Genomic DNA, 26,686 nt, shown 5'->3' with positions numbered 1-26,686 from the left:
ATGCCAACCTGTGGCGTGTAAGGAAACCCCATGTCTCTTGGAACAAAAATCGCGTGGGACGACACCGTCCTGCCCTTTCAACTGGATGTATCGGACATGCGTGGCCGCGTGGCCCGTCTGGATGGCGTGCTCGACGGCATCCTGAAACAACATGATTACCCCGAAAAGGTCGAGGCCTTGGTGGCCGAAATGGCCTTGCTGACCGCTTTGATCGGCCAGACCGTTGCGCTGCGTTGGAAGCTGTCGCTGCAGGTCCAGTCCAAGGGTGCCGTGCGTATGATCGCTACCGATTATTACGCCCCGCGGAAAGAGGGCGAGCCGGCGCGCATCCGCGCTTACGCCAGCTTTGACCGCGATCGCCTGTCCGACGGGGCACCGTTTGATCAAGTCGGTGAGGGGTATTTCGCAATCATGATCGATCAGGGTGAAGGTACGCAGCCTTATCAGGGGATTACCCCGTTGGCTGGTGGGTCGCTGAGCGCCTGCGCCGAGGCGTATTTTGCCCAGTCCGAACAGTTGCCGACCCGGTTCTCGCTCAGCTTCGGCAAGTCGACCGAGCCTGGCGTTGGCGAACACTGGCGCGCCGGTGGTGTCATGTTGCAGCATATGCCCAAAGCCTCGCCCTTTGTTGCGTCGGGTGAGGGCGAAGGCAAGATCCTGACTGCTGACGATCTGGTCGACGGTGAGGAAGGCGAGAACTGGGGCCGCGTCAACATCCTGTTGGACACGGTCGACGATCTGGAACTGATCGGTCCATCGATCGCGCCCACAGATCTGTTGATCCGGCTGTTTCACGAGGAACAGCCTCGGGTTTATGATGCGCAACCGGTGCAATTTGGGTGTACCTGTTCCGAGGATCGGGTGCGGCAAAGCTTGTCGATCTATTCGGCCAAGGACATTGAAAAGATGACCACGCCGGAAGGTGAGGTGACTGCCGATTGCCAATTCTGCGGCGCGCATTACGTGCTGGATCCCTCCACGGTCGGATTTGATGCCGACGGTGCCTGATCCGACAGATCAGCTGCGGGCGGCACTGCGCCGCCCCGGCGACGGGTCGAGCGATTTCGACCTGAACCCCGATACCGTTCTGCCCGAAGGGCGTAAACTGCGCCCCGCCGGAGTCCTGGTTCCAATCTCAGTTGTTGATGGCGCTCCGCGTTTGATCCTGACCAAGAGATCGTCGGCGCTAAAGCATCATCCCGGCCAGATCGCTTTTCCGGGCGGCAAGCAAGACGAAGGCGACGCAGACGTCACCGCCACCGCCCTGCGCGAAGCGCGCGAAGAAATCGGCCTGCCATCCGAACTGCCCGAAATTCTCGGACACCTACCCACGCATGAGACCGTGACGTCTTTCACCGTCACACCGGTGGTGGCGATCCTGCGTGAGTCTTTCCAATCCGTGCCCGAGCCCGGTGAAGTAGCCGAAGTATTTTCGGTTCCACTTGCACATGTGCTCAACCCTGCGAATTATATCGTTGAATCGCGCCGGTGGCGTGGACAGAGGCGGTATTATTTTACGGTACCTTACGGCCCCTATTATATCTGGGGCGCAACGGCCCGTATTCTGCGGGGATTGGCAGCACGGATCAGCGAATGACGCAAATCGAAGAAGACTGGGTAACAGAGCCCGCTACGCAACGGGTCTGTGCCGCCTTAACGGATTCTGGGTCGCAAGCCTTGTTTGTCGGAGGTTGCGTTCGCAACGCTCTGTTGGGTGCACCGGTCTCGGATATCGACATTGCCACCGACGCGAGGCCCGAAAAAGTGGTCGAACTGGCGCAAAGTGCGGGGCTCAAGGCGATCCCGACAGGAATTGACCATGGCACCATAACCGTGGTCAGCCAGGGTATCCCGCATGAGATCACCACATTTCGCCGTGATATAGAAACCGATGGCCGCCGCGCTGTCGTCGTCTTTTCCGACAGGGTCGAAGAGGACGCCGCCCGCCGCGATTTCACCATGAACGCGATTTACGCGCGGCCTGACGGCACCGTACTGGACCCTCTGAAAGGGTTGCCCGATTTGCAGGCGCGTCGTGTCCGGTTCATCGGAACCGCAGAGAACCGCATTCGCGAAGATTATTTGCGCTCACTACGCTATTTTCGGTTTCACGCCTGGTATGGCGATGCCGATGCCGGGTTTGATCCGGATGCCCTGGCGGCGATTGCTTCGAATCTTGATGGGCTGACGGACCTGTCCCGCGAACGGGTCGGGGCAGAGCTTCTGAAGCTGTTGGGTGCACCGGATCCGGCCCCCTCGGTTGCCGCAATGCGCAGTGCCGGCGTACTGGCACAGTTGTTACCGGGCGCAGATGATCGTTCACTGGCCCCGTTGGTCGCGCTGGAGCAGCAGGCCGGGGCAAAATCGGATGCCGTGCGCCGTCTGGCGGCAATTGCGACCCCTGAGATTGCAAAGACCCTGCGTCTGAGCCGCGCCCAGTTGCAACGCCTGACCCGCATGCGGGATGAAGCTTCAGGTACGGCCAGCATTGCCGAATTGGGCTTTCGCTATGGCGAAGAAGGCGGGCTGCACGAAACCCTATTGCGCTGCGCCTTTCTGGAGCAGCCCTGGACAGAGTCCATGAGGGATGACCTGAGCGCCGGCGCTGCTGCAACTTTTCCAATCAGTGCCGGTGATCTGATACCCGAATTTACCGGCCCCGCGCTGGGCAGGAAACTGGCCGAGCTTGAGGCACGCTGGATCGCCTCGGGCTTCACGTTGAGCCGCGAAGATCTGCTGGGCGGATAAAGGAAGTCTCAAAAGGGGATGACAAGTAAATTAGTTTATGGTTACTTGCCCCTGTCACATGAATGGAGGGATGCGAATGTATTACGGGATCTGGTTCGGCTAAAGCCGGGACACATTGACCCGTAAGGGTGGTGTTCTGGCGCCATCTTTCTTCGCATGACTTAATTTTCTGCTCAATCGGAGCACTCTCCATGTTTCGCTATTTCGAAAACCTCGTTGACCCATTTGTTGCCTATGACGAAACCGACACGCCGCCCACGCGGTTGTGGCCGTTCATGTTGGATTATTCCAAGCCGTTCTATTGGGTCTTCTTCTGGGCGGCGCTGATTTCCATCATCGTCGCAGCGGTCGAGGTCGGGCTTATCTACTATATGGGGCGTGTTGTTGACCTGTTGTCCGGCACACCCACCGAAGTCTGGCAGGACCACGGGACCGAGCTGATCCTGCTGGCACTGTTCGTGCTGTTTCTGCGCCCTTTGCTGCACGTCGTGGATGTGCTGCTGCTGAACAACACGATCCTGCCGAACTTTGGCACGCTGATCCGTTGGCGGGCGCATAAACACGTTCTGCGCCAATCCGTGGGTTGGTTCGAGAATGACTTTGCCGGCCGCATCGCCAACCGGATCATGCAGACCCCGCCAGCCGCGGGTGAGGCCGTGTTTCAGGTGTTTGATGCCATCTCTTTCTCGATTGCCTACCTGATTGGTGCTGCGATTTTACTGATGGCGGCTGATCCGCGTTTGCTTTTGCCTTTGCTGATCTGGTTTGCGCTCTATGCTGTTCTGGTTCGCTGGACGGTGAAAAGGGTCGGCCCGGCGTCTCAGGCGGCGTCGGACGCGCGTTCGGCTGTGACGGGTCGGGTGGTAGACAGCTATACCAACATTCATTCGGTCAAGATGTTCGCCCACGGCGCGCAGGAACTGGATTATGCGCGTGAAGCCATCGAGAATACACGCCGGACTTTCCAGATCGAGATGCGGATCTTCTCCATCATGGATGCGGTACTGGTCACTCTGAACGGATTGCTGATCGTCGGAGTGGTCGGCTGGGCCATCGCCCTGTGGATGCAGGGCAGTGCGTCCGTCGGCGTAGTTGCGGCGGCAACCGCCCTGACCCTGCGTCTGAACGCGATGACCGGGTGGATCATGTGGGCGCTGACCAGTTTCTTCCGCCAGCTTGGCGTTGTGGCCGAAGGGATGGAGACGATTGCCCAGCCCATCGATCTGCTGGATGCGCCGGACGCCAAACCACTGCAACTGACCAAGGGTCAGATCGATATTCGCGATCTGTCGCATCACTACGGACGCAAAACCGGTGGCCTGGATCACGTCAACCTAACCATCAACGCGGGTGAGAAAATTGGTCTGATCGGGCGCTCCGGCGCGGGTAAATCGACCCTAGTTAAGCTGCTTTTGCGGTTTTATGACGTCGAGCAGGGCGCAATCCTGATCGATGATCAGAACATCGCGAAAGTGACACAGGACAGTCTGCGCAGCCATATCGGTATGGTTCAACAGGACAGCGCTCTGCTGCATCGTTCGGTGCGCGACAACATCCTCTATGGCCGTCCCGAAGCCACAGAAGAGCAGATGATTGCCGCCGCCAAGCAGGCTGAAGCCCATGAGTTCATTCTTGATCTGCAAGATCCCGAAGGGCGTACCGGCTATGATGCCCATGTGGGCGAACGCGGTGTGAAACTGTCCGGCGGTCAGCGGCAGCGGGTGACGCTGGCGCGGGTGATCCTGAAGGATGCGCCGATCTTGCTGTTGGACGAGGCGACATCCGCCCTAGATTCCGAGGTCGAAGCCTCAATTCAGGAAACTCTTTACGGCATGATGCAAGGTAAAACCGTGATCGCCATTGCCCACCGGCTCAGCACCATCGCGCAGATGGATCGTATTCTGGTCATGGATGGTGGCCGCATTGTCGAGCAGGGCGGACATTCCGAACTGCTGGCGCAAGGTGGGCTTTACGCCCAGTTCTGGGCGCGGCAATCTGGCGGCTTCCTGAACCCGGAGGCTGCGGAATGAAGGTTACCGACCTGATCAACCCGTTCAAGAACATCGTAACGCCCCCACCGCAAACACTGGGGGCGTTCATTCGCTGGTGCCTGTCGGGGGCCTGGCCGATGATTTTCGTCGCGGCGTTCTTCTCGGCCATGGCAGGCGCGATGGAGGCCGGAACGGCATGGGTTCTGGGCTTGGTGATCGACATTGCGACGACAAGCGGGCCGGATGACTTTCTGACCGCTAGCAATGTTTGGATGATGCTTGGGGCCGTGGCTTTTTTCATGTTGCTGCGCCCGGTTTTGTTTGGCTTATCAGCCTATTCGAACGCCTATGTGGTTATGCCGAATATCACCCCTCTGGTTCTGGCCAAACTGAACCGGTGGACGCTGGGCCAGTCGGTGACCTATTTCGACGACGATTTTGCAGGTCGCATCGCGCAAAAACAGATGCAAACGTCTAACGCGATGGCCTCGGTCGTGTCCGAAACGATCAGCGCGATCGTTTTCGCTCTTGCCTCGCTTGTGGGCTCTTTGCTTTTGTTAGGGTCTATTCATCCGCTGGTCATGTTGCCCTTTGCGGTTTGGCTGGCTGTGTATTTTCTTCTGATCCGCTGGTATTTGCCGCGCATCCGTAAACGGTCGGCCGCGCGGGCAGGCGCGCGCGCCATGGTCTCGGGGCAGGTCGTTGACACGATCACCAACATTAAGACTGTCAAGCTGTTTGCCCATTCCGACTTCGAGGATCAGGCCGCGCGAAATTCCATGGTGGATCTGCGCGACAAGATGCTTGCCTTCGGCAGCCTGTCGGCCAGCTTCCGTTTGATTCTGATGTTGCTGGCGGGCGTGCTGCCTGTTCTGTTGATCGGGGCGACCTTGTGGCTGTGGCAAGCCGGTGCTGCGACTGCGGGGGATATCGTGGCCGCAGGTGCCGTGTCGATCCGCATTGCGCAGATGACGGGCTGGGTCAGTTTCACGTTGATGGGTCTTTATGCCAATGTGGGTGAGATCGAAAACGGCATGAAAACGCTCGCCAAACGTGAACGGGTCGAAGATCAAGTCGGCGCAACGGAACTCACAGTTCCGGCCGGTCAGATCGATTTTGACCAGGTCAGTTTCGCCTATGGACGGGATGTCGGCGGCGTGTCGGACGTGAACATGACGGTTCATCCCGGCGAAAAGCTGGGCATTGTCGGCGCATCCGGGGCGGGCAAATCGACCTTGGTTTCGTTGCTTTTGCGTCTGTATGACGGCGAGAAGGGCGCAATTCTGATTGATGGGCAGGATGTGTCTAAGGTGACGCAGGACAGTCTGCGCCGCCAAATCGGCATGGTCACGCAGGAAACCGCGATGTTCAACCGCTCTGCGCGCGAGAACATCCTCTATGGTCGTCCCGACGCGACGGAAGAGGAAATGATCGAAGCCGCGCAAAAAGCCGAAGCGCATGAGTTCATCCTCAGCCTTCAGGACGCACATGGCCGAACCGGGTATGACGCGCATTTGGGCGAGCGTGGCGTGAAGCTTAGCGGTGGACAGAGACAGCGGATTGCGCTGGCCCGCGCAATTCTCAAGGATGCGCCTATCTTGGTGTTGGACGAGGCGACTTCAGCACTGGATTCCGAGGTCGAAGCCTCGATCCAGACAGCGCTGCACCGTGTGATGCAGGGCAAGACGGTACTGGCGATTGCGCACCGCTTGTCGACGCTCAGCGAGATGGACCGGATCATCGTTCTGGATCAGGGGCGCATTGTCGAGGCCGGAGCCCATGAAGCGCTGCTCAAACAGGGTGGGCTGTATGCGCGCTTCTGGCACCGCCAATCGGGTGGGTTCATTCAGGCCGAAGCAGCAGAATAAGGGTTTTGTTGCACGCAAACCCCCGGTATCAGGCGCCCTATGACGCAAACCTATACCATTACCCGCCTTGGGCATCAGGGCGACGGGATCGCCGATGGTCCCGTATACGCGCCACGCACCCTGCCGGGTGAGGTGGTTACCGGCACGCTACTGGGGCAGTTTCTGAGCGATATTCGCGTTGAAACGCCGTCAGATCAGCGGGTCAAAGCGCCCTGTCGTCACTACAAGTCCTGCGGCGGATGCCAGTTGCAGCACGCCGCGGACGATTTCGTCGCAGACTGGAAGGTCGAAGTGGTGCGCACGGCACTGGCCGCGCAGGGGCTTGAGGCCGAAATGCGCCCGATTCATACGTCGCCGGAGCGGTCTCGGCGCAGGGCTACGATCGCTGTTCGGCGGACCAAGAAGGGTACGCTGGCCGGGTTCCATGGCCGTGCCTCGGACACGATCACCGAAATCCCCGATTGCCACCTGCTGGACCCCGTCCTGATTGCGGCCATTCCGGTGGCCGAAGCGCTGGCCGTCTTGGGTGGCAGTCGTAAAGGTGTGCTGGCCGTGACGCTGACGCTTTCCGAAGGTGGATTGGATGTGGCCGTCAAAGGCGGCAAACCACTGGATGGCCCACTGGAACTGGCATTGGCACAGGCGACCGAGAAGCACGGCCTCGCGCGGCTCAGCTGGGATGGGGAAGTGATCGCCATGCGCCAACCGCCGGTCCAGCGCTTTGGCGTGGCCGATGTCGTGCCGCCGCCCGGAGCGTTTCTGCAGGCGACAGAGGACGGAGAACAGGCTCTATTACAAGCGGTTTCAGAGGCAGTTGGAGTGTCCAAGCGCGTTATTGACCTGTTCGCGGGCAGTGGCACGTTCTCATTGCCCCTGGCCGAAAATGCCGAGATCCATGCCGTCGAAGGCGAAGCCGCGATGACGGAGGCGCTGGATCAGGGCTGGCGCAGAGCCCAAGGCCTCAAGCGGGTCACAACCGAGGCGCGCGATTTGTTCCGGCGTCCACTGATGCCCGATGAGCTGAAATCCTTTGATGCGGTGGTGATCGACCCGCCTCGTGCTGGGGCCGAGGCGCAGGTGGCCGAACTGGCGCAGGCATTACGCCCGGTGATTGCCTATGTGTCCTGCAACCCGGTCACGTTCGCCCGCGACGCAAAAACTCTGGTTAATGCGGGGTACACCCTTGAATGGGTACAAGTCGTTGACCAATTTCGATGGTCGTCACACACCGAACTTGCCGCTCGGTTCACTTTGAACCCAAAAACCTGACAGGAGACCACCCGAATGGTGATCGCCCAGCGCTTGCTACCCATTATCGAAGCCCCGATGTTCGGGAAATTCATCACCGGTGTGATCATGTTCAATGCGGTTCTGTTGGGTATGGAGACATCGCCGACGCTGATGGAAATCGCGGGTCCCGCTATTGTGTTTCTCGACAAGCTGTGTCTCGCCATCTTTGTAGCAGAAATCGCGATGAAGCTGATTGCCACCGGGCGCAGATTCTTCACTAGCGGGTGGAATGTTTTTGATTTTGTCATCGTCGGAGTCGCCCTTGTTCCCAGCGCCGGTGCGCTATCGGTTCTGCGGGCGTTACGAATCTTGCGGGTTTTGCGCGTCATCTCGGTGGCGCCGCGTCTGCGCCGCGTGGTCGAAGGATTCATCTCGGCCCTGCCGGGTATGGCCAGTGTGTTCTTACTGATGGCAATCCTGTTCTATATCGGTGCGGTGATCTCGACCAAACTGTTCTCGCAATCCTTTCCGGATTGGTTCGGCGATCTGGGATTGTCGGCCTATACGCTGTTCCAGATCATGACGCTGGAAAGCTGGTCGATGGGCATCGTACGCCCAGTGATGGAGATCTATCCCTACGCCTGGCTGTTCTTTGTCCCCTTTATCATGGTCACGACCTTTGCGGTTGTGAACCTTCTGGTGGGTCTGATCGTGAACTCCATGCAGGACGCGCATCACGCCGAGGATGAAGTCAGAACAGACGCCTATCGCGATGAGGTGTTGGAGCGGTTGGAGTCTATCGAGCGCCGCCTGCTTGAGCAGTCGCACATCAAAAAGTGATTTCAGTTTTCACGTTTTCTGGCATAATACCGAAAAAAAGAGCAGCAGGCAGTGAACATGGATCGTCGAGCATTCGGATTGGGCGCAATGGCAACGCTGAGCCTCTCAGCTTGTGCATCAGCAGGCCCCAGATTTCTGGCATATGATGGACCCGAGGTGACCTCTTTGGTCATCAACAAGGGCGCGCGGAAGCTTTATCTTCTGCACAACGAACATGTCCTTAAGGAGTACAAGGTTGATCTTGGATTTGCCCCGAATGGCACCAAGACCAAACGTGGCGACGGGCGCACGCCCGAGGGCAGTTACCTGATCGACCGGCGCAACCCCAACAGCCGCTATCACCTGTCGCTTGGGATTTCATACCCGAACTCTCAGGATATCGCGCAGGCCAAGGCGGCGGGTGTCGATCCCGGCGGTGACATTTTCATACACGGCCAACCCAAGAAACGGTCCGAGCGGAAGCGCGCGAAAAAGACCGCAGATTGGACTGCAGGCTGCATCGCCGTCAAAAACGACGAAATGGAAGAAATCTATGCGATGGTCAACAAAGGCACGCTGATCACTCTGCGTCCGTAAGCGGCTTCCAGTTTCCGAATCCGAATTGCATGTAGTCACGCTGGTACGCTTCAGCTGCCAGCGTTTCCAGTTTCTCGTCGTAGATGTCGCCCAATGTGAACGGGATGTCTGGCTCGCTGACGACCGGCTTTGGCGGCGCTTCGTGCCCCATCCGGCGGGCCAGATCGGGCAGGGCGGTAAAGCTCTCCTCTTCCCTCAGGATCAGATCGGGCAGGGCGAAGGTTGATATCCCCTCAAGTATCTGTGCCTGGCTGCACCAGGACCCATCCACACGCACGGAGGTTTGCATGGCAAGGTTCTGACGCAGGAAGGTCAGGAACGCGGAAAACGCCTCGTAATGCTGTTCCACAGGATAATTGCCCTGACGCAATTGCCCCGGAATCGGAATTTTCAGACGGTTACGCAGAAAGTTCCGAATTTTCAGGTAGGCGCCAGGCCCGGTGTTCAGGATATGCGCGCAAAACGCGTGGTGCGCGCGCGCCAATGGGTGTCGTAACACGGTGAATTTTCTGTGTCCCGAGTTGGACATTAACCACTGACGGGTCTGCTTTCTGTTCTGGTTGGTGATCAGGCCCTGGGCGTCGACCGCATCCAGCGCAGCCATCCAGCTTGTCACAGATTCTTCCAAGCCCCCGCGCACCGGAAGATACATGAGCGGAGTCTTTGGTGCGGCAACGTAATTCGCGACAACCGGACGACGGCGAGGTTCGAAATTCGGGGTACTGTGCAGATTGAAGCTGTCGATCTGAGACAGTGCCTGCTCCATCTCGTCCGGGTTCGTCACTTTCGACAAGGCCGGCTCCGGGTTCTGCGGCTTCAACGTGTCGTCAATCGCGGAAAGCCTGCCGGACACGCCCAGCCAAGAGGCCAGACCGTTCAAGATGTCCAATCGGGTCAGATCGTCATAGGCGATGAAAAAAGGCGACTGACCGCTTTTCTGCAAGCGCTGCGACAGAGTTAGATGGAACTCTTGCTGCCGGTTCAGGTACTTCACGAAATCTTCGGCATCGAACGCGACCTGTGCCTCGCGGCGGCGCTTTATGTTTTTCAATTGCCATTGCTTGGTTTCCCGCGCGATTTTGAGCGAGACGTAACTGTCCAGCGGGTTGCGGGTCAGAATGATCTTGGCGCAGCGCGGATCGTCCAAAGCAGGCTCTAACACGCGCGGATCGTGCCCCTGAAAGAAACGAAATCCGTTCAGCTCACCCGGCGCCTGACGGATCGCCTTCAGCAAGGCAGCGGGGTCGCGATCACGTTCATCCAGCGAGATGCCCAGCAAGGTATCGGATTTGAGCCGTCCGATGAAATGCGGGTTGAACGCCTCACCATGGCCGGTGACACCTTCGATTGCGTTCAGGTTCTCCTCAAGCAGGTTGGACCCGGTCCGCATGGCTGCAAGAATGATGAAATAGTCGAATTTAGGCGTCATAAAGGGTTACTGCACCAGATAGGGTTTTCGGTACGGTCGGACCCGGTTTGCAAACGCGTCATCCGTCGGAAAGTCACCCATGAGATAAGGGTGCATACCCTGGTTTTTGAGGTTTTGCAGGAACTGACCGAACCCGGATAGATCGACCATCTTGGGCGCTTCGGTCAGGTGGCTGTGGTGGGCTGTGCCGGTTTCTTCCGCGACGGTTTGCAATGGCTCGATCGGGGATTCGACGAAATCGGCCAAAGTCCATGTTCGAACACGCGCTTTGGTCCAGACGGACGATAAAATATCCAGCTGCTTTGTTTCGATCTGCTGAAGCCGGGCGGCCTCGGCCCTTATATCGGCGAAGTTCGTGTTCGACTGAAACAGCGGAATCGCCCAGGCTCCGGTAATGACCGAGATCTGCGCATTCTTGTCCCGTGCAAGAAACCAGTTGATCTCCTGCGTGTCTGCGGGGCCGAACTGAAAACACTGCTGCTCGCCTCGCGTGTTCCAGATCAGGTTCGAAATAAACGCGGTTGGATTATAGTCCCGGAGTTTTGCGCAATCGCTGAGGCCGCCATTGGTGACAGTTTCACCCCCGGCGAATTCGGCGCGCTCCGGGCCAAAAAGATGTCCATGAACACGCGTGCCCGTAACGTTTGCCAGCCAGTGTTCGAAATCTTCGAACAACTCAGTAAAACCCTGAAAAACCGAATACGTGGCAGATGTCAGACCGTTTTCGTTCCCGTGACGGGGAAAACGACTTTGCATATACAGACCATCGCGGCCGCGCGTTCGTCGCTCAACCGCTTTGGAAAAGACCCGGTCAATCTTGCTGGGGTTGGGTTCGGCAGGCTTCATAGCGCCGGCCTGGTCGGTCAGAAAGGCCTGATACAGGCGATCTGCTTGGGGCCAGACTTTACGGGCCACGAAACAGTCGGACCGGCGCAGCAACTGCAGGTGGTCGTCATAGAAGATATGCGGGCGACCCTGATAATCGAATTTCGACAGAGTCAGCGACCGGCTTTCGATATGGGTAGAGTATAGACGGGCCAGCGTCTGGAAATAGCTTTCATCGGGAATCCAGACTCGTCGGAAGTATCGATCATAAGTCTTGCGCCTTGGGTCCTGCAAGATGGCAGAAAGGGTTTGGCGGCTCAGGCACCACCACTGGCTGCCCATATGCGGCACCAGCCCTTCGGGAATGCGGCGGCGTATGCGCAAGGCGCGTTGCAGTTTCACATAGGCGTCGAACAGCTTGCGGTTCTTGCGCCACGAAAAAGGAAACCGCAGGGTAAACCGTTCCTGATCCAACCCGCCAATGGTCCAGCTGACATCGGCGGTTGTGGCGCTTTCGATGAAATCAACACGCGGCCGATCCAAGAGGTAGTTGATCAACTCATCCAGCGGTCGCAAAGGCAGGCAGGCGCCAGAAGACAGGAAAACATGGCGCACATCGGGAAAGGACTTAAGCATCAGCTCGGCCGCAGATTGTGAGGCCGCGACGATTCCCCAGCCGCCCCAGTCACAGACATGACGGTGCGAAAACCGGATCAGCGGATCATCCAAACATGCTGCCACGAATTCCGTGTACACCTTTTTCGACACTTTTTGATCCACGTGGATCACCACCGGACACCCCGAAGCCGTCCAATGGCGCGCGACCTGCCCGGCCCGGTTCAGCGCGGTATGGACCAGCATGACGACGCCCAGGCTGCTCATGCCCAGTTTCCTTTCGACATGAGGCCCAGAATTTCAAGCTGTCGCCAATTGATGTATGCCTCGGACTTGTCGCACCAAAACACCGGATTTTCCACGAGATGTTCCGCATAGGCGCGATACTCGCCCGAGCCGCGGTAGTGTTGCCTACGCTGCAATTCCTCGCTTGCCTTTTCGCTCAACGTGCTGATGAGCTTGGCGTGGAGCAGGGCACCGCTGGTCTTTTCGCCACCCCATTCATCATAAACTTGGTTCAACCCTCGCGGCAGAAGAGAATGGGTCGAACTGACATAGACATAGCGCCTGTCCCATTTCACCAAAGGGATCTTGTTCAATGCCGGTGCTTTGCGCGGAGTGTCCCTGAAAAACACCCGTGCACGCGGTCCGCCTTGAATCCAGAGGTTTCCGTAAGTTGGATTTTTGGTGATCGTGTAGTTGCCGGCATCAAACCAGTTGGCGATTTCGAATGGGTTCTGCCCCTCGGTATAGGTAGCGTCTGCAACGGGACCTTCGGGATACATGTCGATCAGCATCGCGCTGAAGCTGCGCACCGCGCACCCATCCAACCAATCGGTCAGTGCGCGGATGGGCCGTGTGTCGCAGAAGGGGTAGATAAAGAATTCGTCGGGATCGACGGTAAGGACCCAGTGACGGTGGGCATATTTGCGAAGCAGGTAGTTCGACCAGTCGACCCCAAAAGAGGCGCGCTTGTAGCTTGCATCGGCCCGCCAGACCGAGACATCGGGTTGATCCGCCAGATACTCAAGCGAGCCGTCGTCGCTTGCATTGTCGACAAACAGAAAATGATTGATACCCAGCTTGCGGTAGTAGTCCAGAAAATACGAGAGACGGATTTTCTCGTTCCGCATAACGCAGACCAACAGGACATCGCGGCGTTGTATTGCGTTGGTTTTCACGGAAACCGGTTTCAATTCGCGCCGTTTTCGCAGGCATCGAAGAACACGGCGCTTGCGCCGCAATCTCATCCGATATGAATCCAATAGGCCCACGCGACTGCCCAACCTTTTTACCTACGCGAGCATACCCGGTGTCTGAACAAGCCAGAGTGGTGCCGGGTAATTGCCGTTTTATGCCATTTTTGCATCTTTCGAAGCAACGGCTTTAAATATAGTTAGTTCGAGTTGTGGTTTTCCCAGTTGATTTCGCCCATCAGGCCCAGCTGCTGCAATTGCCGCCAGTCCGTGTACTTTTCGGATTCCGGTGTCCACATGACCGGGCGATTGATGATTTCATCGTAGTACGCCGTGAATTGATCCGGGTCGTGAAAGTGCTGGCGCCGCTCTTTTTCCACCCTCGATTTTTCAATAACTTCGGGCAGAAATTTCGTATGTAGCAGAACGCCCGATGGTGACGGGTTGCCGGGGCCGCCATAGCCAGCGTTCAGTCGGCGCGGCAATGCGGAATGGCATGAGTTTACATAGGCATAGCGCTTCGACCATCGGACCAGCGGGATCTTATTCAGCGTCGGGGAGTGGCGTGGGCTATCCGCAAAGAACATCCGCTCGCGGGCGCCTCCCTGCACCCAAAGGTTGCCCAAAGGGGCTTGCCGTTGCGCGCGGTAGGGGCCGGTATCGAACCAGCTTGCCACTTCGGTTGGGTTGGTCTCGGGGTCATAACTCTGAGAACCCAGTGGCCCTTTGGGATAAAGGTCCAGCATCAGCGCTCCGAATTCGACACGCCCCTGACTGTCCAGCCATTTGGTCAGATCGTGCAGGGATCGGGTATCATGGTCGGGGTAGATCAGCAGTTCGTCCGCATCCACCATCAGGGTCCAGTGGCCATGCCCGTAACGCATTTGCAGCCATGTCAGCCAATCCAGCCCATAGCGCGATGCACGGTAGCTATCATGGGTCTGCCACAGAGACACGTCTGGTTGTTCTGCCAGATATTCAACCGACCCGTCATCGCTGCCGTTATCAACAATCAGAAAGTGGTCGACCCCCAGCGCGCGATAGTGGCTGAAGTACCAGTGCAAGCGATCGACCTCGTTTCGCAGGGTGGTAAAAGCCAGAACGTCGCCGGGACCGGTTTCTGACGTGCGGTCGGCAAGACAAGACAGTTGATGGCGGCTGCGAAATGACCGCCACAACAAACGTCGCCGTTTCAGCCGTAACCGGTACTTTTGCACCCATCCAATGGGCGGAAGCGTATCTTCGCTGGTACCGGTCACGCAGATCTCATTTTTCGTAGTGACCGTTCTGATGCCAGCGCCATGCGTCGGCAATCATGGTCTCTAATGTTGACCTTTTTGGCGTCCAGCCCAGCTCTTGACCGGCGCGGACAGAACCAGAGACCAGCTTGGTGCAATCGCCTGCGCGACGTGGCCCGATCGAGTAGGGCACATCGCGGTTGGTGACTGCTTTGGAGTGGTTGATCACCTCCATCACCGAAAAACCGGACCCGGTGCCCAGGTTGAACACGCGGCTGCCCTTTTCCTGCTCCAGCCAGTTCAGCCCCAGCACATGGGCATCGATTAGATCGCAGACATGCACATAATCGCGGATGCAGGTCCCATCGGGCGTGTCATAGTCCGTGCCGAACACGGTTAGCCCGTCGCGCTTTCCGTCGATTGCGTCCAGCATCAGCGGCACAAGGTGTGTTTCCGGGCGGTGGAACTCACCCACGTCACCATCCGGGTCGGCGCCTGCAACGTTGAAGTACCGGAAAATCACATGGTTCAGCCCGTGTGACGCCTGAAAATCGCGCAGGATGTCTTCGATCGCGCGTTTTGAGGCGCCATATGCGTTCAGCGGCATCTGCGGCGTGTCCTCGTCCAACACGACATTGTCATGATCGCCATAGGTGGCGCAGGTGGAGGAAAAGACGAAATTTAGACACCCGGCGGCCACGGCGGCTTCGATCAGGTTCAGGGAACCGGTCACGTTGTTGGACCAGTATCTTCCGGGCTCGGACATTGCCTCGCCGACTTGGCTGAGGGCTGCAAAATGCATCACTGCTGCAGGTTCATACTTGGCAAAAACCTCGTCCAGCCGCGTCCGATCCAGCAGATCGCCTTGTTCGAACGGCCCGAATTTTACCGCGTCCTGCCAACCGGTGACAAGGTTGTCAAAGGTTACTGGCGTGTATCCGGCCTGGGACAATGTTTTACAAGCATGAGATCCGATGTACCCGGCGCCGCCGGTTACGAGAATGTTTGTCATATTGCTTTCCAAATTTCAGTACCGCGCCCAACTAGCCGCAGGCGCGATCGAAGTTCATGGGGAATATTGGTTAATCCAACCCCATCGCTGCCATCATCTCTTCCAGCTTCGGTACATCTTGAGGATTGTTCAACTCCCAGAACTGGCGACCTTTTGCCTCGACCTCTACGCACAAGACCTTGCGGCCGTTTTCCATGAACCGAAGCTGTTCCAGCCCTTCGAGCTGCTCGAGCGGTCCAACGGGCCATGTGGGGTAGGCGGCAAGAGCATCGGGGCGATAGGCGTATACGCCGACATGGTGAAACACAGGCGTCGCCTCATCACCTACAAAGGTCTGATTGGTGAAGGGAACAACCTCTTTCGAGAAGTACATTGCACTGTGGTCGGCCGCGAATACGGCCGTGGTGCCGCCGACGCGCCCATGTTTGCGGTCATTCAGCAAGCTGTTCAACGCGTCGCCGTCGCAGCGCAGAACAGGCGTGGCCACTCCGGCTTCGGGGGCTGCGCGCAGCCCTGCGATCAGGTCCTCGACAAACCAGTGCGGTGTCAGCGGCGCGTCGCCCTGCAGGTTCACGACAATCTCATAACCCGTGCCCAGAACTTCGTGTGCTTCGGCGCAGCGCTCTGTGCCATTGCCGCAGGCTTCGGATGTCATCACGACCTCTGCGCCGAATCCCTCGGATACTTCGCGGATGCGGTCGTCATCCGTGGCGACAACAACCCGGTCAACGCCGGATACGGAACAAGCCGCGCGCCAGGATCGTTCGATCAGGGTCATGGCGTTGCCATTTGCCCCGGTCAGCGGAACCAGTGGCTTACCAGGGTAGCGTGTCGATGCGTAACGGGCGGGGATGGCAATCAGTACGGACATCAGGCCTCCTTCAAATCTAAACCCGGAGCGTAGGCGATAAAGAACGGATTTGCATAGCCGTCTTTGCCATAGGTCAGCGGCGTGTGGTCATCAAAGCGCACAACTTTGCCGCCCGCGCCCGCCAGAACGGCATGTCCAGCGGCTGTGTCCCATTCCATGGTGCGCCCAACGCGAGGATAGAGGTCCGCCTCCCCGGTTGCGACCAGACAGAACTTCAGGGAAGAGCCCGCGCTTTTGCTATCCTGCACCTGATACTTGTTGATGTAATCCTCGGTCGCTTGATCCCGATGAGATTTCGACGCAACGATCAAAAGCGCCGAATTGTCCGGTTTAGACACCGATATTGGGGTCACATCCCCCACTTCCACCTTGTCCAGTGTGCCGGTTTCCTCGACCGATTGTCCATCGGCCTGCGTATAGAACATGCGCCCTTTTGCAGGGGCGTATACGACCCCGCGGGTCGGGACGCCATTTTCGACCAGCGCGATGTTCACCGTGAAATCGCCGCGCCGGTTGATGAACTCTTTGGTACCATCCAGCGGGTCGACGATCAGGAATGTATCACCCTTCTCAGAGTGCGACGCCGCCTGCTCTTCGGTCACCAGCAGGATGTCGGGGAATGCCTCGCGCAGACCGGCCGAGATCAGTGCATCTGCGGCTTCGTCGGCTTCGGTCACGGGGCTGGCGTCGGATTTGACTTTGATGTCGAAGTCATCCGCTTCGTAAATCTGCATGATCGTGTCCCCGGCCTCAAGCGCCAGACGTCTGATTACGGGAATAAGGGCGTCATAGGTCACAAAAATGCTCCGTTCCTGTGGTTTGTTGATCGAAATCCCTGACGGCCTTATGATGTGCCGGTTACGGAACGGCAAGAATTTCGTGGCAGTTTGCAGGTAATTCAGCAGGAAAGAGTGCGCCGGTGTTTTATTTTAAACGAAATCAGACGCTTTTAGGTGGCGCATTTACCTTTTCTGAGCTGGTGTTCCACGCCGTTGTCCGTGGTATTCGATCTGGGCATTCCAATGCCGTGCTGGCGATCGTTATGAACATCATTCAGATCCTCGCACTTGTGACGGTATTTTATCTGATCATGTCGATGCTGGGAACGCGGATCGCCAAAATCCGGGGTGAGTTCATCCTGTTTCTGCTGACCGGCGTCTTTCTGTTCATGACACATATCAAATCGGTCGGTTCGGTCGGTGGTGTCGGCACCGGGAACAACCCAATGATGCTGCATTCGCCCATGAACATGATGGTGTCGCTTCTATCGACCGCATTCGGCACGCTATACACACAGGTCGTATCCATACTTGTGATTCTGTTCGGATACAGTGTTGCCGTTGCGCCGTTGGAGATCCAGGATCCAGGCGGCGCGTTCTACATGCTGATCCTGGCTTGGTTTACGGGCTGCGCCGTCGGCGTTATTTTCATGGCAATCAAGCCATGGTTTCCCAGTACTTCCTCTATTCTCAGCACCGTTTACAGACGCCTGAACATGATCTTCTCGGGTAAAATGGTTGTCGCGAACGCGCTGGGTGGATTCATGCTGAGTTTTTTCGCTTGGAACCCGTTGTTTCACGTGATCGACCAGTGCCGCGGTTTTGTCTTTCGAAACTATTTCCCGCGCAACACCAGTTGGGAATATGCGATCTGGGTCGGTGTGGCGCTGTTGATGATCGGTCTTTTGGGCATTTTCTACACCCGGCAACATGTTTCGGCCAGTTGGGGCGCGCGCCGTTAACTGGCCACGCGCAGGGTCAGGTTGATCCGTCCGCCTTTTGGCAGCAGTTTTGAAGACCCGAACCGGATACGGTCCACGCCATGATAAGTCAGGCGGGCAGGGCCGCCCATAACCACGATGTCCCCTGAGTTCAGCCAAATGGATTCCGTCTTGCCGCCGCGGGACGTGTTACCGATGCGGAAAAGCGCGTCGTCGCCCAGTGATATCGACAGCACCGGCCACGAAAAGTCGGCTTCGTCCTTGTCCTGATGCAGGCCCATTCGCGCGCCTTCGCCGTAGTAATTGATCAGACAGCAATCGGGAGCCTGCACAGTGCTGGCCAGATCGCGCCAGATATCCAGAATGGGATCCGGGATCGAGGGCCACGCCATCCCCTTTGGATGTTGTGCCTGGTACCGGTACCCGGCTTTGTCGGTAACCCAGCCAAGTGGTCCCGCCGACGTCATACGCACCGACATTTCCTTGCCGGATGGTGTCACGGGACGGAACAAAGGGGCGGATCTCAGAATCGGGCGCAAGGTCTCGATCAGTTGCGCTTGTGCCGCAACGTCCAGATAGGCTTTTCTGATATCAAAACCGCGCAAGAGCAGCCGCGTCATACAAGATTCCCCAATCCCTGCCAAAACCTTGCCAAAAAAGGCCACAGATTCCCGAAAACCTGCCTTTTACACCGCTTGCAGGCTTTTCGTCTCGCCCTTATATACGCCGGGACGCGCGATGGTGTAGGGCTGTTGCGCAAAACAGATCGGGGCCAGATGCCATAACGGGTCCGGACCTCGGGACATCGCCTTGAAGAGAAAGGGATTGAACATATGGGAAAAGTAATCGGTATTGACCTCGGGACCACCAACTCGTGTGTGGCCATCATGGACGGCTCGCAGCCGAAGGTCATCGAAAACGCAGAAGGGGCGCGGACCACGCCCTCGATCGTCGCCTTCACTGAAGATGAGCGACTGGTCGGTCAGCCTGCAAAACGTCAGGCGGTCACCAACCCCGACAACACCATCTTTGGCGTCAAGCGTCTGATCGGTCGACGCGTGGATGATGCAGAAGTCGAAAAAGACAAGAAAATGGTGCCGTACGCCATCGTTGATGGCGGAAACGGTGACGCGTGGGTTGAGGCTCGCGGTGAAAAGTACTCCCCAAGCCAGATCTCGGCCTTCACTCTGGGCAAGATGAAGGAAACCGCCGAGAGCTATCTGGGTGAGGAAGTCACGCAAGCGGTTATCACCGTTCCGGCCTACTTCAACGACGCACAGCGTCAGGCCACCAAGGACGCTGGTAAAATCGCCGGTCTGGAAGTGCTGCGGATCATCAACGAGCCGACTGCTGCCGCGCTGGCCTATGGTCTGGACAAGCAAGAAACCCAAACCATCGCGGTTTATGACCTTGGTGGCGGTACCTTCGACGTGACCATTCTGGAAATCGACGACGGCCTGTTCGAGGTTAAGTCGACCAACGGCGACACCTTCCTGGGTGGTGAAGACTTTGACATGCGCATCGTCAACTACCTGGCGGACGAGTTCAAAAAGGAACACGGTGTCGATCTGTCTGCCGACAAGATGGCCCTGCAGCGTCTGAAAGAAGCCGCTGAAAAAGCCAAGATCGAACTGTCCTCGACCTCGCAGACCGAAATCAACCAGCCGTTCATCTCGATGGGCGCCAATGGTCAGCCGCTGCACATGGTTATGAAGCTGACGCGTGCCAAGCTGGAATCGCTGGTTGGCGACCTGATCAAGAAGTCGATGAAGCCCTGTGCCGCTGCATTGAAAGATGCGGGTCTGTCGGCTGCTGATGTGGACGAAGTTGTTCTGGTCGGTGGTATGACCCGGATGCCGAAAGTGATCGAAGAGGTCACCAAGTTCTTCGGCAAAGAGCCGCACAAAGGTGTGAACCCGGACGAAGTCGTTGCCATGGGTGCCGCCATTCAGGCCGGTGTTCTGCAGGGCGACGTTAAAGACGTGGTTCTGCTGGACGTAACCCCGCTGTCGCTGGGCATCGAAACGCTGGGTGGCGTGTTTACCCGTCTGATCGACCGCAACACCACGATCCCGACCAAGAAGTCTCAGGTCTTCTCGACCGCTGAAGACAACCAGAACGCCGTAACCATCCGCGTGTTCCAGGGTGAGCGTGAAATGGCCGCGGACAACAAGATCCTGGGTCAGTTCAACCTTGAAGATATCCCGCCGGCACCGCGCGGCATGCCTCAGATCGAGGTAACTTTTGATATCGACGCCAACGGCATTGTCTCGGTTTCGGCCAAGGACAAAGGCACTGGCAAAGAGCAGAAGATCACCATCCAGGCTTCTGGCGGTCTGTCGGATGACGACATCGAAAAGATGGTCAAGGACGCCGAAGAGAACGCGGAAGCCGACAAGGAACGCCGCGAACTGGTCGACGCCAAGAACCAGGCGGAAAGCCTCATCCACTCGACCGAGAAGTCGATGGAAGAGCATGCCGACAAGGTCGACCCGACCACAATCGAAGCCATCGAGCTGGCGATCGCCGCGCTGAAGGACGAGCTGGAAACCGAAAATGCCGACAAAATCAAGTCGGGCATTCAGAACGTCACCGAAGCTGCGATGAAGCTGGGTGAAGCGATCTACAAAGCGCAGTCCGAAGAGGCCGAAGACGAGCCTGCGGCGGCAGACGCTGCTCCGGCTGGTGATGACGACATTGTCGACGCCGAGTTTGAAGATCTTGACGACGACAAGCGTAAGTAACGGGTAACCGGGCCAATTCGGGCCGGTCCGGTTGCCGGGCCGGCCCGATTACGTTGAGGCAGAAGGAAAAACTGATGTCAAAACGCGACTACTATGATGTGCTCGGCGTGTCCAAGGGCGCATCAGCGGACGAGATCAAGAAGGGTTTTCGAAAGAAAGCCAAAGAGTTGCATCCCGACCGCAACAAGGACAACCCCGATTCCGAGGCGCAGTTCAAGGAAGCAAACGAAGCCTATGACGTTCTGCGCGATGCCGATAAAAAGGCCGCGTATGACCGCTTTGGCCATGCCGCATTCGAAAACGGCATGGGCGGCGGTGGCCGTCCCGGTGGCGGATTTGGTCAGGGTGATTTTTCCAGCGCCTTCTCGGATGTTTTTGACGATCTGTTCGGCGACTTCATGGGCGGTCAACGCGGTGGCGCTGGCGGTGGTCGTCGTGCTGCGCGCGGATCGGACCTGCGCTATAACCTGCGCGTAACGCTGGAAGAGGCGTTCTCGGGTCTGCAGAAAACGATCACCGTTCCTGCCGCTGTGGCCTGTTCGGCCTGTGACGGCTCGGGCGCAGAAGGCGGGGTCGAGCCCACAACCTGCCCGACCTGTTCCGGCATGGGTAAGGTGCGCGCGCAACAAGGGTTTTTCACCGTCGAACGGTCGTGTCCGACCTGTTCGGGTCTGGGACAGATCATCAAGAACCCCTGTAAATCCTGCGGTGGCGCGGGGCGCGTCGAAAAAGAACGCGCGCTGTCGGTCAACATCCCGGCCGGTGTCGAAACCGGCACCCGTATCCGTCTTGCGGGCGAGGGTGAGGCCGGGATGCGCGGTGGCCCTCCGGGCGATCTGTACATCTTCGTCGAAGTTTCGGACCACAAGCTGTTCGAGCGTGACAGCGTGAACCTATATTGCCGCGTACCGGTCAGTATGGCCAAGGCTGCGCTGGGTGGCTCGATCGAAGTGCCCACCATCGACGGTGGCCGCGGTCGCGTGCAAATCCCGGCTGGCAGCCAATCCGGTCGCCAGATGCGCCTGCGTGGCAAGGGAATGCCTGCCCTGCGCGGCGGCGGTGTCGGTGACATGTTCATCGAGTTGGCGGTTGAAACCCCGGTTAACCTGACCAGCCGCCAGAAGGAACTGCTGAAAGAATTCGACGATCTGGGTGAAGATAACCACCCGGAATCAAATAGCTTTTTTTCGTCCGTCAAATCCTTCTGGGACGGCATGAAAGGCTAGCAGCCTCGATAATCTACGCACAAAAGGCCGGTCCCAAGGGACTGGCCTTTTTTGAGTCCAGTTTGGCCTTCGAAACACACGAAATTGGCCCTTGATTCCCCAGGCAACCCCTGAGATTGTCCGCTCAAACCGTTGGGGTGCCCTGTCCGAGGGCTGAGAGGCGTCAATGCGCTAACCCATCGAACCTGATCCGGGCAATACCGGCGTAGGGAACGGTCTCACAGTGCTTAGACGTTTTCCATGCCCGTTGCCCATTATGAACCGGAGCAACGACATGGCACCTATTGCTTTAACAATCGCAGGATCTGACAGCGGCGGCGGGGCCGGAATTCAGGCCGATCTAAAGGCGATGTCGGCGCTTGGGGTTTACGGGGCCAGTGTGATCACCGCAGTGACGGCCCAGAATACCAGGGCTGTGACTGCTGTGCATGGTATTCCATTGGATATCATTGCTGCCCAGATCGACGCTGTTCTGACCGACCTTGATGTTGGCGCGATCAAGATCGGCATGCTGGCGACACCAGAGATCATCCACAGCGTCGCCGACAGTATCGAGGGTTTTTCCGGGCCGGTTGTTCTGGATCCGGTCATGATCGCAAAATCCGGCGATGCGCTACTGGTCGAAGAGGCCGTACAAACCCTGCGCGATGTGTTGCTGCCCCGCGCGACCGTTCTGACGCCCAACTTGCCCGAAGCTGCTTGTTTACTGGGCGTTGCGCCGGCGGCCACCCTGGATGAGATGGTCGCACAGGGACATGACCTGTGCGAGATGGGCGCAGACGCAGTTCTGATGAAAGGTGGTCACGGTACTGGCGATATTTGCCACGATCTTCTTGTTACAACCCAAGGTGTGACCGGAGAGTTCACGGCCCAGCGCCAACAGACCCATAACACCCACGGAACGGGCTGCACTTTGTCCTCGTCGATTGCGGCCGGGTTGGCCAAGGGTCTTTCACTGACCGACGCCGTGGCTCAGGCGCACGGCTACCTGCAAGGTGCCATCACACAGGCTGACGGTCTGAATATCGGACAGGGATACGGACCAGTACATCATTTCCATCAGGTCTGGCCCGCGTGACGGTCTGGTCGGTCATAGGGGCCGGTGTGGCCGGATTGGCGGTCGCGTCCGAGCTTGTTTCACGCGGGGCCAAGGTGCAGGTGTTTGACCCCGGCGGCTCACCTGGCCCGCATGGGTGTTCATGGTGGGCGGGCGGTATGCTCGCACCCTGGTGCGAATACGAAAATGCCGAGGAACCTGTCCTGCGCCTTGGACAGGCGGCGATTGACTGGTGGGCCTCGCGGACGCAGGTTCACAGGCGCGGTACGCTGGTCGTCGCAAGCCCGCGCGATCTGCCCGATCTGCGCCGCTTCGCCCGAAGGACCGAAGCCTTTTCTGAGGTCAACGGAGCAAAAATCACGTCATTAGAGCCTGATCTCAACAATTTCAGCAAGGGCCTGTTCTTCAGCGACGAGGCCCATCTGGACCCACGTCTGGCATTGCAGGACTTGTCTCGCCAGCTTTGGGATCAAGGAGTCGAGTTCCACCAAAAGCTCGCGCCGATGCAGTTGGAAAACGCCATTGATTGCCGTGGTCTGCATGCGCGCGAATACCTACACGACCTGCGCGGGGTCAAAGGTGAAATGCTGGTGATCCGGTGCCGGGACGTGACCCTGACCCGACCCGTTCGTTTGCTGCACCCGCGCATGCCGCTCTATATCGTGCCGCGCGGGGATGGCGTCTACATGCTGGGCGCAACGATGATCGAATCCGAGGATAGCAGCCGCATCACCGCGCGTTCGATGCTGGAGCTGCTCAGCGCCGCCTACGCGTTGAACCCCGCCTTTGGTGAAGCCGAAGTGTTGGAAATCGGCGTCGATCTGCGCCCGGCCTTTCCAGACAACCTGCCGCGTATCCGGCGGTTAGGACGAACAATCTATGCCAACGGCCTTTATCGCCACGGCTACCTTCTGGCCCCCGCGCTGGCGCAGGGGGTGGCTGATCTGGCGTTGGATAACAAACATTCGGAGATGGTCGATGAAGATCGTGCTTAACGGCGAACCGCGAGAGGTGCGCGCCGAAACCCTTGCCGAGCTTTTGCAGGAATGCGGGCTTTCGGGCCGTGTTGCCACGGCGGTAAACGAGGACTTTGTGCCTTCTGGCCGGCGCATTGCCCATGCGCTCAATGCCGGTGATCGGGTTGAAATCGTTGCGCCGATGCAGGGGGGCTGAGGGATGAAGACGTTCTACGGCACCCAACTACCCAACCCGCTGATGTTGGGCACGGCACAATATCCCAGCCCCGCGATCCTGGAACGGGCGTTTCGGGACAGTGGTGCCGGCGTGGCCACTGTATCGCTGCGGCGCGAATCTGGTGCGGGACAGGCCTTTTGGCAGATGATCCGCGAGTTGGGCGTGCTGGTCCTGCCCAATACCGCCGGGTGCCATACGGTCAAAGAGGCCGTAACCACCGCCCATATGGCGCGTGAGGTCTTTGACACCAGATGGATCAAGCTGGAACTGATTGGCCACTCGGACAGCCTGCAACCGGATGTGTTCCAACTGGTCGAAGCTGCCCGCATTCTCACCGAAGACGGGTTCGAGGTCTTTCCCTACACAACCGACGATCTGATCGTGGGCGAACGCCTGCTGGCCGCCGGGTGCGAGGTGCTGATGCCTTGGGGGGCGCCCATAGGGTCCGGGCGCGGCCTGAACAACGAATACGCCTTACGCGCGATGCGGGCCGAGTTTCCGGACGTGCCGTTGGTGATCGACGCCGGGATCGGTTTGCCCAGCCACGCTGCGCGCGCGATGGAGCTGGGCTATGACGCTGTTCTGCTGAATACCGCCGTGGCACGTGCCGGTGATCCGGCTGCGATGGCGCGCGCGATGTCGCTGACAATCGAAGCCGGGCAACTGGCCTATCGGGCCGACCCGATCGAGGCGCGCGACATGGCCGAGCCTTCGACGCCCGTCATCGGAAAGGCGTTCCTGTCATGACCCTCGACCAGTTTTACCCGATCTTCGACCATTCCGATTGGTTGCGCCGGATGCTGCCTTTGGGCGTCAAGTTGGTTCAGTTACGGATCAAGGACCAACCGGATGAGGTTGTGCGAGAACAGATCGCGATTTCAAGTGACCTCTGTCGCGCGCATGATGCCGTTTTGGTCGTGAATGACTACTGGCGGCAGGCCATCGATGCGGGTTGCGACTGGATTCACCTCGGACAGGAGGATCTGGACGACGCGGACTTGATGGCAATTCGCAAGGCGGGGCTGAAGCTGGGCGTCTCGACCCACGATGATGACGAGCTTGAGCGCGTCTTGGCCATGAGCCCCGATTACGTCGCCTTGGGGCCGGTATACCCGACAATCCTGAAGAAGATGAAATGGCAGCAACAGGGTCTACCGCGCGTGACCGAGTGGAAATCCCGCGTGGGGAGCATTCCTCTGGTCGGGATTGGAGGGATGAGCGTTGAACGCGCGCCCGGCGTCTTGCAGGCGGGTGCGGACATTGTTTCGGCCGTCACGGACATCACCCTGAACGCGGATCCCGAAGCGCGAGTACGCGAGTGGATCGAGGCCACCCGATGAGCCGCTATTCGCGCCAAATGATCTTGCCTGAGGTGGGCGAGCAGGGTCAGGCCCGTCTGTCCGGGGCGCGGGTTCTGGTGGTAGGTGCCGGTGGGCTGGCGGCACCGGTTCTGCCGTTGCTGGCCGGTGCTGGTGTAGGACACCTGACCATCATGGATCGTGATGAGATTGCGTTGTCGAATCTGCATCGCCAGACAGTGTTTACCGAGCGGGATTGCGGCCGCCCCAAAGCGGAGGTTGCAGCAGAACGTTGCCGGGCTCTCAACCGTGAAATCTCGGTTTTTGCTGAAATTCAGGCTCTAACAAGGGCAAACGCGCAGGAATTTGTTTCCGACTCGGGCATCATCCTTGATTGCGCCGACAGTTACGCCGTTAGTTACACGCTTTCGGACGTATGTCGCGAATTGGACAAACCCCTCATCAGTGCTTCGGTGCTTGGATTGTCAGGTTACGTCGGTGGCTTTTGTGGTGGTGCTCCGTCTTTGCGGGCGGTGTTCCCGGATGCGCCCGAAAGCGGTGCCAGCTGCGCCACCGCGGGCGTTTTGGGTTCGGTGGTTGGCATGATCGGGGCGATGCAGGCGCAGATGGCGTTAAAACTGATCCTTGGTGTCGAGCCTTCGCCCCTTGGTCAGATGGTGCAGTTTAACGCCCGCACGCTGCGCAGTACGTCATTCCGATTTGATGGCGCACCGGAACCAGAGCAGAGCTTTCCTTTTCTTTCCGCGAGCCAACTGACCCGTGATGACCTGATTATCGAGCTGCGTGACCAGGATGAGGCACCCGAACCGATCCATCCCGACGCGCACCGAGTGTCGCCCCGGGCTTTGAAGACAATTCAATGCACCGGCCAACGGCTGGCCTTGTGTTGTGCCACCGGTCTGCGCGCCTGGCGTGCTGCGGAAGAACTGAAACCGGATTGGCCTGGCGAGATCGTGCTCGTCGCGGCCTCAACCTCGTGAACAGAAG

Annotated in this window: 25 protein-coding genes and 1 riboswitch; of the genes, 17 read left to right on the top strand and 8 right to left on the bottom strand. The window is 58.3% G+C overall.

The annotated features are described in order from the left end of the window. Positions 1-30: 30 nt before the first annotated feature. From hslO to ACR0J0_RS16905, 8 genes are all read left to right on the top strand, one after another. Entirely contained in the window at positions 31-1,008 is a 978-nt protein-coding gene (hslO, locus tag ACR0J0_RS16940; RefSeq protein WP_480665320.1) for an Hsp33 family molecular chaperone HslO, read from the top strand. Continuing rightward, positions 1,001-1,597 (top strand): CoA pyrophosphatase, encoded by a 597-nt coding sequence (locus tag ACR0J0_RS16935; RefSeq protein WP_480665319.1) that lies wholly within the window; start codon positions 1,001-1,003, stop codon positions 1,595-1,597. Before hslO ends, ACR0J0_RS16935 begins: the two co-directional genes overlap by 8 nt. Continuing rightward, the gene (locus tag ACR0J0_RS16930) at positions 1,594-2,748 is read left to right on the top strand and encodes a CCA tRNA nucleotidyltransferase (RefSeq protein ID WP_480665318.1); all 1,155 of its coding nucleotides are present in this window, start codon (positions 1,594-1,596) and stop codon (positions 2,746-2,748) included. Before ACR0J0_RS16935 ends, ACR0J0_RS16930 begins: the two co-directional genes overlap by 4 nt. 191 nt (positions 2,749-2,939) lie before the next feature. Continuing rightward, entirely contained in the window at positions 2,940-4,778 is a 1,839-nt protein-coding gene (locus tag ACR0J0_RS16925) for an ABC transporter ATP-binding protein (protein ID WP_480665317.1), read from the top strand. Further along, entirely contained in the window at positions 4,775-6,607 is a 1,833-nt protein-coding gene (locus ACR0J0_RS16920; protein ID WP_480665316.1) for an ABC transporter ATP-binding protein, read from the top strand. The genes ACR0J0_RS16925 and ACR0J0_RS16920 overlap by 4 nt, the downstream gene beginning before the upstream one ends. A gap of 39 nt (positions 6,608-6,646) precedes the next feature. Then, positions 6,647-7,876: a class I SAM-dependent RNA methyltransferase gene (locus ACR0J0_RS16915; RefSeq protein WP_480665315.1), complete on the top strand. Its 1,230-nt coding sequence runs from the start codon at positions 6,647-6,649 to the stop codon at positions 7,874-7,876. A gap of 15 nt (positions 7,877-7,891) precedes the next feature. Then, the gene (locus ACR0J0_RS16910) at positions 7,892-8,677 is read left to right on the top strand and encodes an ion transporter (protein ID WP_480665314.1); all 786 of its coding nucleotides are present in this window, start codon (positions 7,892-7,894) and stop codon (positions 8,675-8,677) included. 57 nt (positions 8,678-8,734) lie between these two features. Then, positions 8,735-9,253 (top strand): L,D-transpeptidase family protein, encoded by a 519-nt coding sequence (locus ACR0J0_RS16905; protein WP_480665313.1) that lies wholly within the window; start codon positions 8,735-8,737, stop codon positions 9,251-9,253. On the opposite strand, the gene ACR0J0_RS16900 is transcribed toward ACR0J0_RS16905, so the two are convergent. The 7 genes from ACR0J0_RS16900 to cysQ form a co-directional block, all read right to left on the bottom strand. After that, complete coding sequence (locus tag ACR0J0_RS16900; RefSeq protein ID WP_480665312.1) at positions 9,237-10,682, bottom strand: nodulation protein NodH; 1,446 nt, start codon at positions 10,680-10,682, stop codon at positions 9,237-9,239. The two genes, ACR0J0_RS16905 and ACR0J0_RS16900, sit on opposite strands and share 17 nt — an antisense overlap. A 6-nt stretch (positions 10,683-10,688) precedes the next feature. Next, on the bottom strand, positions 10,689-12,389 hold the full coding sequence (locus ACR0J0_RS16895) for a DUF5927 domain-containing protein (protein WP_480665311.1): 1,701 nt from the start codon (positions 12,387-12,389) through the stop codon (positions 10,689-10,691). Continuing rightward, positions 12,386-13,372 carry a glycosyltransferase family 2 protein gene (locus ACR0J0_RS16890; protein ID WP_480665310.1) on the bottom strand — a complete coding sequence of 329 codons (987 nt, stop codon included), beginning with the start codon at positions 13,370-13,372 and terminating at the stop codon, positions 12,386-12,388. The genes ACR0J0_RS16895 and ACR0J0_RS16890 overlap by 4 nt, the downstream gene beginning before the upstream one ends. 146 nt (positions 13,373-13,518) lie before the next feature. Beyond that, positions 13,519-14,577, bottom strand: coding sequence for a glycosyltransferase family 2 protein (locus ACR0J0_RS16885; protein WP_480665309.1), 1,059 nt, complete (start codon positions 14,575-14,577; stop codon positions 13,519-13,521). 7 nt (positions 14,578-14,584) lie between these two features. Beyond that, positions 14,585-15,568 carry a UDP-glucose 4-epimerase GalE gene (galE, locus tag ACR0J0_RS16880; RefSeq protein ID WP_480665308.1) on the bottom strand — a complete coding sequence of 328 codons (984 nt, stop codon included), beginning with the start codon at positions 15,566-15,568 and terminating at the stop codon, positions 14,585-14,587. Between the two features lie 70 nt (positions 15,569-15,638). Then, positions 15,639-16,439 carry a 3-deoxy-manno-octulosonate cytidylyltransferase gene (locus ACR0J0_RS16875; protein WP_480665307.1) on the bottom strand — a complete coding sequence of 267 codons (801 nt, stop codon included), beginning with the start codon at positions 16,437-16,439 and terminating at the stop codon, positions 15,639-15,641. Then, entirely contained in the window at positions 16,439-17,236 is a 798-nt protein-coding gene (cysQ, locus tag ACR0J0_RS16870; RefSeq protein ID WP_480665306.1) for a 3'(2'),5'-bisphosphate nucleotidase CysQ, read from the bottom strand. Before cysQ ends, ACR0J0_RS16875 begins: the two co-directional genes overlap by 1 nt. 122 nt (positions 17,237-17,358) lie before the next feature. Here cysQ and ACR0J0_RS16865 point away from each other — a divergent pair, with 122 nt between their 5' ends. After that, on the top strand, positions 17,359-18,180 hold the full coding sequence (locus ACR0J0_RS16865) for an ABC transporter permease (RefSeq protein ID WP_480665305.1): 822 nt from the start codon (positions 17,359-17,361) through the stop codon (positions 18,178-18,180). Here ACR0J0_RS16865 and ACR0J0_RS16860 read toward each other — a convergent pair. After that, positions 18,177-18,779 (bottom strand): alpha-ketoglutarate-dependent dioxygenase AlkB family protein, encoded by a 603-nt coding sequence (locus tag ACR0J0_RS16860; protein ID WP_480665304.1) that lies wholly within the window; start codon positions 18,777-18,779, stop codon positions 18,177-18,179. The two genes, ACR0J0_RS16865 and ACR0J0_RS16860, sit on opposite strands and share 4 nt — an antisense overlap. A gap of 213 nt (positions 18,780-18,992) precedes the next feature. Between ACR0J0_RS16860 and dnaK the strand changes: the two genes are divergently transcribed. From dnaK to ACR0J0_RS16820, 8 genes are all read left to right on the top strand, one after another. Further along, positions 18,993-20,903 (top strand): molecular chaperone DnaK, encoded by a 1,911-nt coding sequence (gene dnaK, locus ACR0J0_RS16855; protein ID WP_480665303.1) that lies wholly within the window; start codon positions 18,993-18,995, stop codon positions 20,901-20,903. A 74-nt stretch (positions 20,904-20,977) separates the two neighbouring features. Further along, the gene (gene dnaJ / locus ACR0J0_RS16850; protein ID WP_480665302.1) at positions 20,978-22,129 is read left to right on the top strand and encodes a molecular chaperone DnaJ; all 1,152 of its coding nucleotides are present in this window, start codon (positions 20,978-20,980) and stop codon (positions 22,127-22,129) included. A 123-nt stretch (positions 22,130-22,252) separates the two neighbouring features. Continuing rightward, positions 22,253-22,358, top strand: a riboswitch (TPP riboswitch). A gap of 45 nt (positions 22,359-22,403) precedes the next feature. Beyond that, complete coding sequence (gene thiD, locus ACR0J0_RS16845; RefSeq protein WP_480665301.1) at positions 22,404-23,207, top strand: bifunctional hydroxymethylpyrimidine kinase/phosphomethylpyrimidine kinase; 804 nt, start codon at positions 22,404-22,406, stop codon at positions 23,205-23,207. Further along, a complete protein-coding gene (locus ACR0J0_RS16840) occupies positions 23,204-24,181 on the top strand; it encodes an FAD-dependent oxidoreductase (protein WP_480665300.1) in 978 nt (325 codons plus the stop codon). Before thiD ends, ACR0J0_RS16840 begins: the two co-directional genes overlap by 4 nt. After that, the gene (gene thiS, locus ACR0J0_RS16835) at positions 24,165-24,359 is read left to right on the top strand and encodes a sulfur carrier protein ThiS (protein ID WP_480665299.1); all 195 of its coding nucleotides are present in this window, start codon (positions 24,165-24,167) and stop codon (positions 24,357-24,359) included. Before ACR0J0_RS16840 ends, thiS begins: the two co-directional genes overlap by 17 nt. A 3-nt stretch (positions 24,360-24,362) precedes the next feature. After that, positions 24,363-25,127, top strand: coding sequence for a thiazole synthase (locus ACR0J0_RS16830; RefSeq protein ID WP_480665298.1), 765 nt, complete (start codon positions 24,363-24,365; stop codon positions 25,125-25,127). After that, entirely contained in the window at positions 25,124-25,720 is a 597-nt protein-coding gene (locus ACR0J0_RS16825; protein WP_480665297.1) for a thiamine phosphate synthase, read from the top strand. The genes ACR0J0_RS16830 and ACR0J0_RS16825 overlap by 4 nt, the downstream gene beginning before the upstream one ends. After that, positions 25,717-26,679 carry a HesA/MoeB/ThiF family protein gene (locus ACR0J0_RS16820; RefSeq protein ID WP_480665296.1) on the top strand — a complete coding sequence of 321 codons (963 nt, stop codon included), beginning with the start codon at positions 25,717-25,719 and terminating at the stop codon, positions 26,677-26,679. The genes ACR0J0_RS16825 and ACR0J0_RS16820 overlap by 4 nt, the downstream gene beginning before the upstream one ends. Positions 26,680-26,686 lie beyond the last annotated feature (7 nt).

Source organism: Ruegeria sp. BF12, assembly GCF_056538705.1.
The sequence above is the reverse complement of the archived record's forward strand: the minus strand, read 5'-3'. Positions and strand labels throughout refer to the sequence as shown.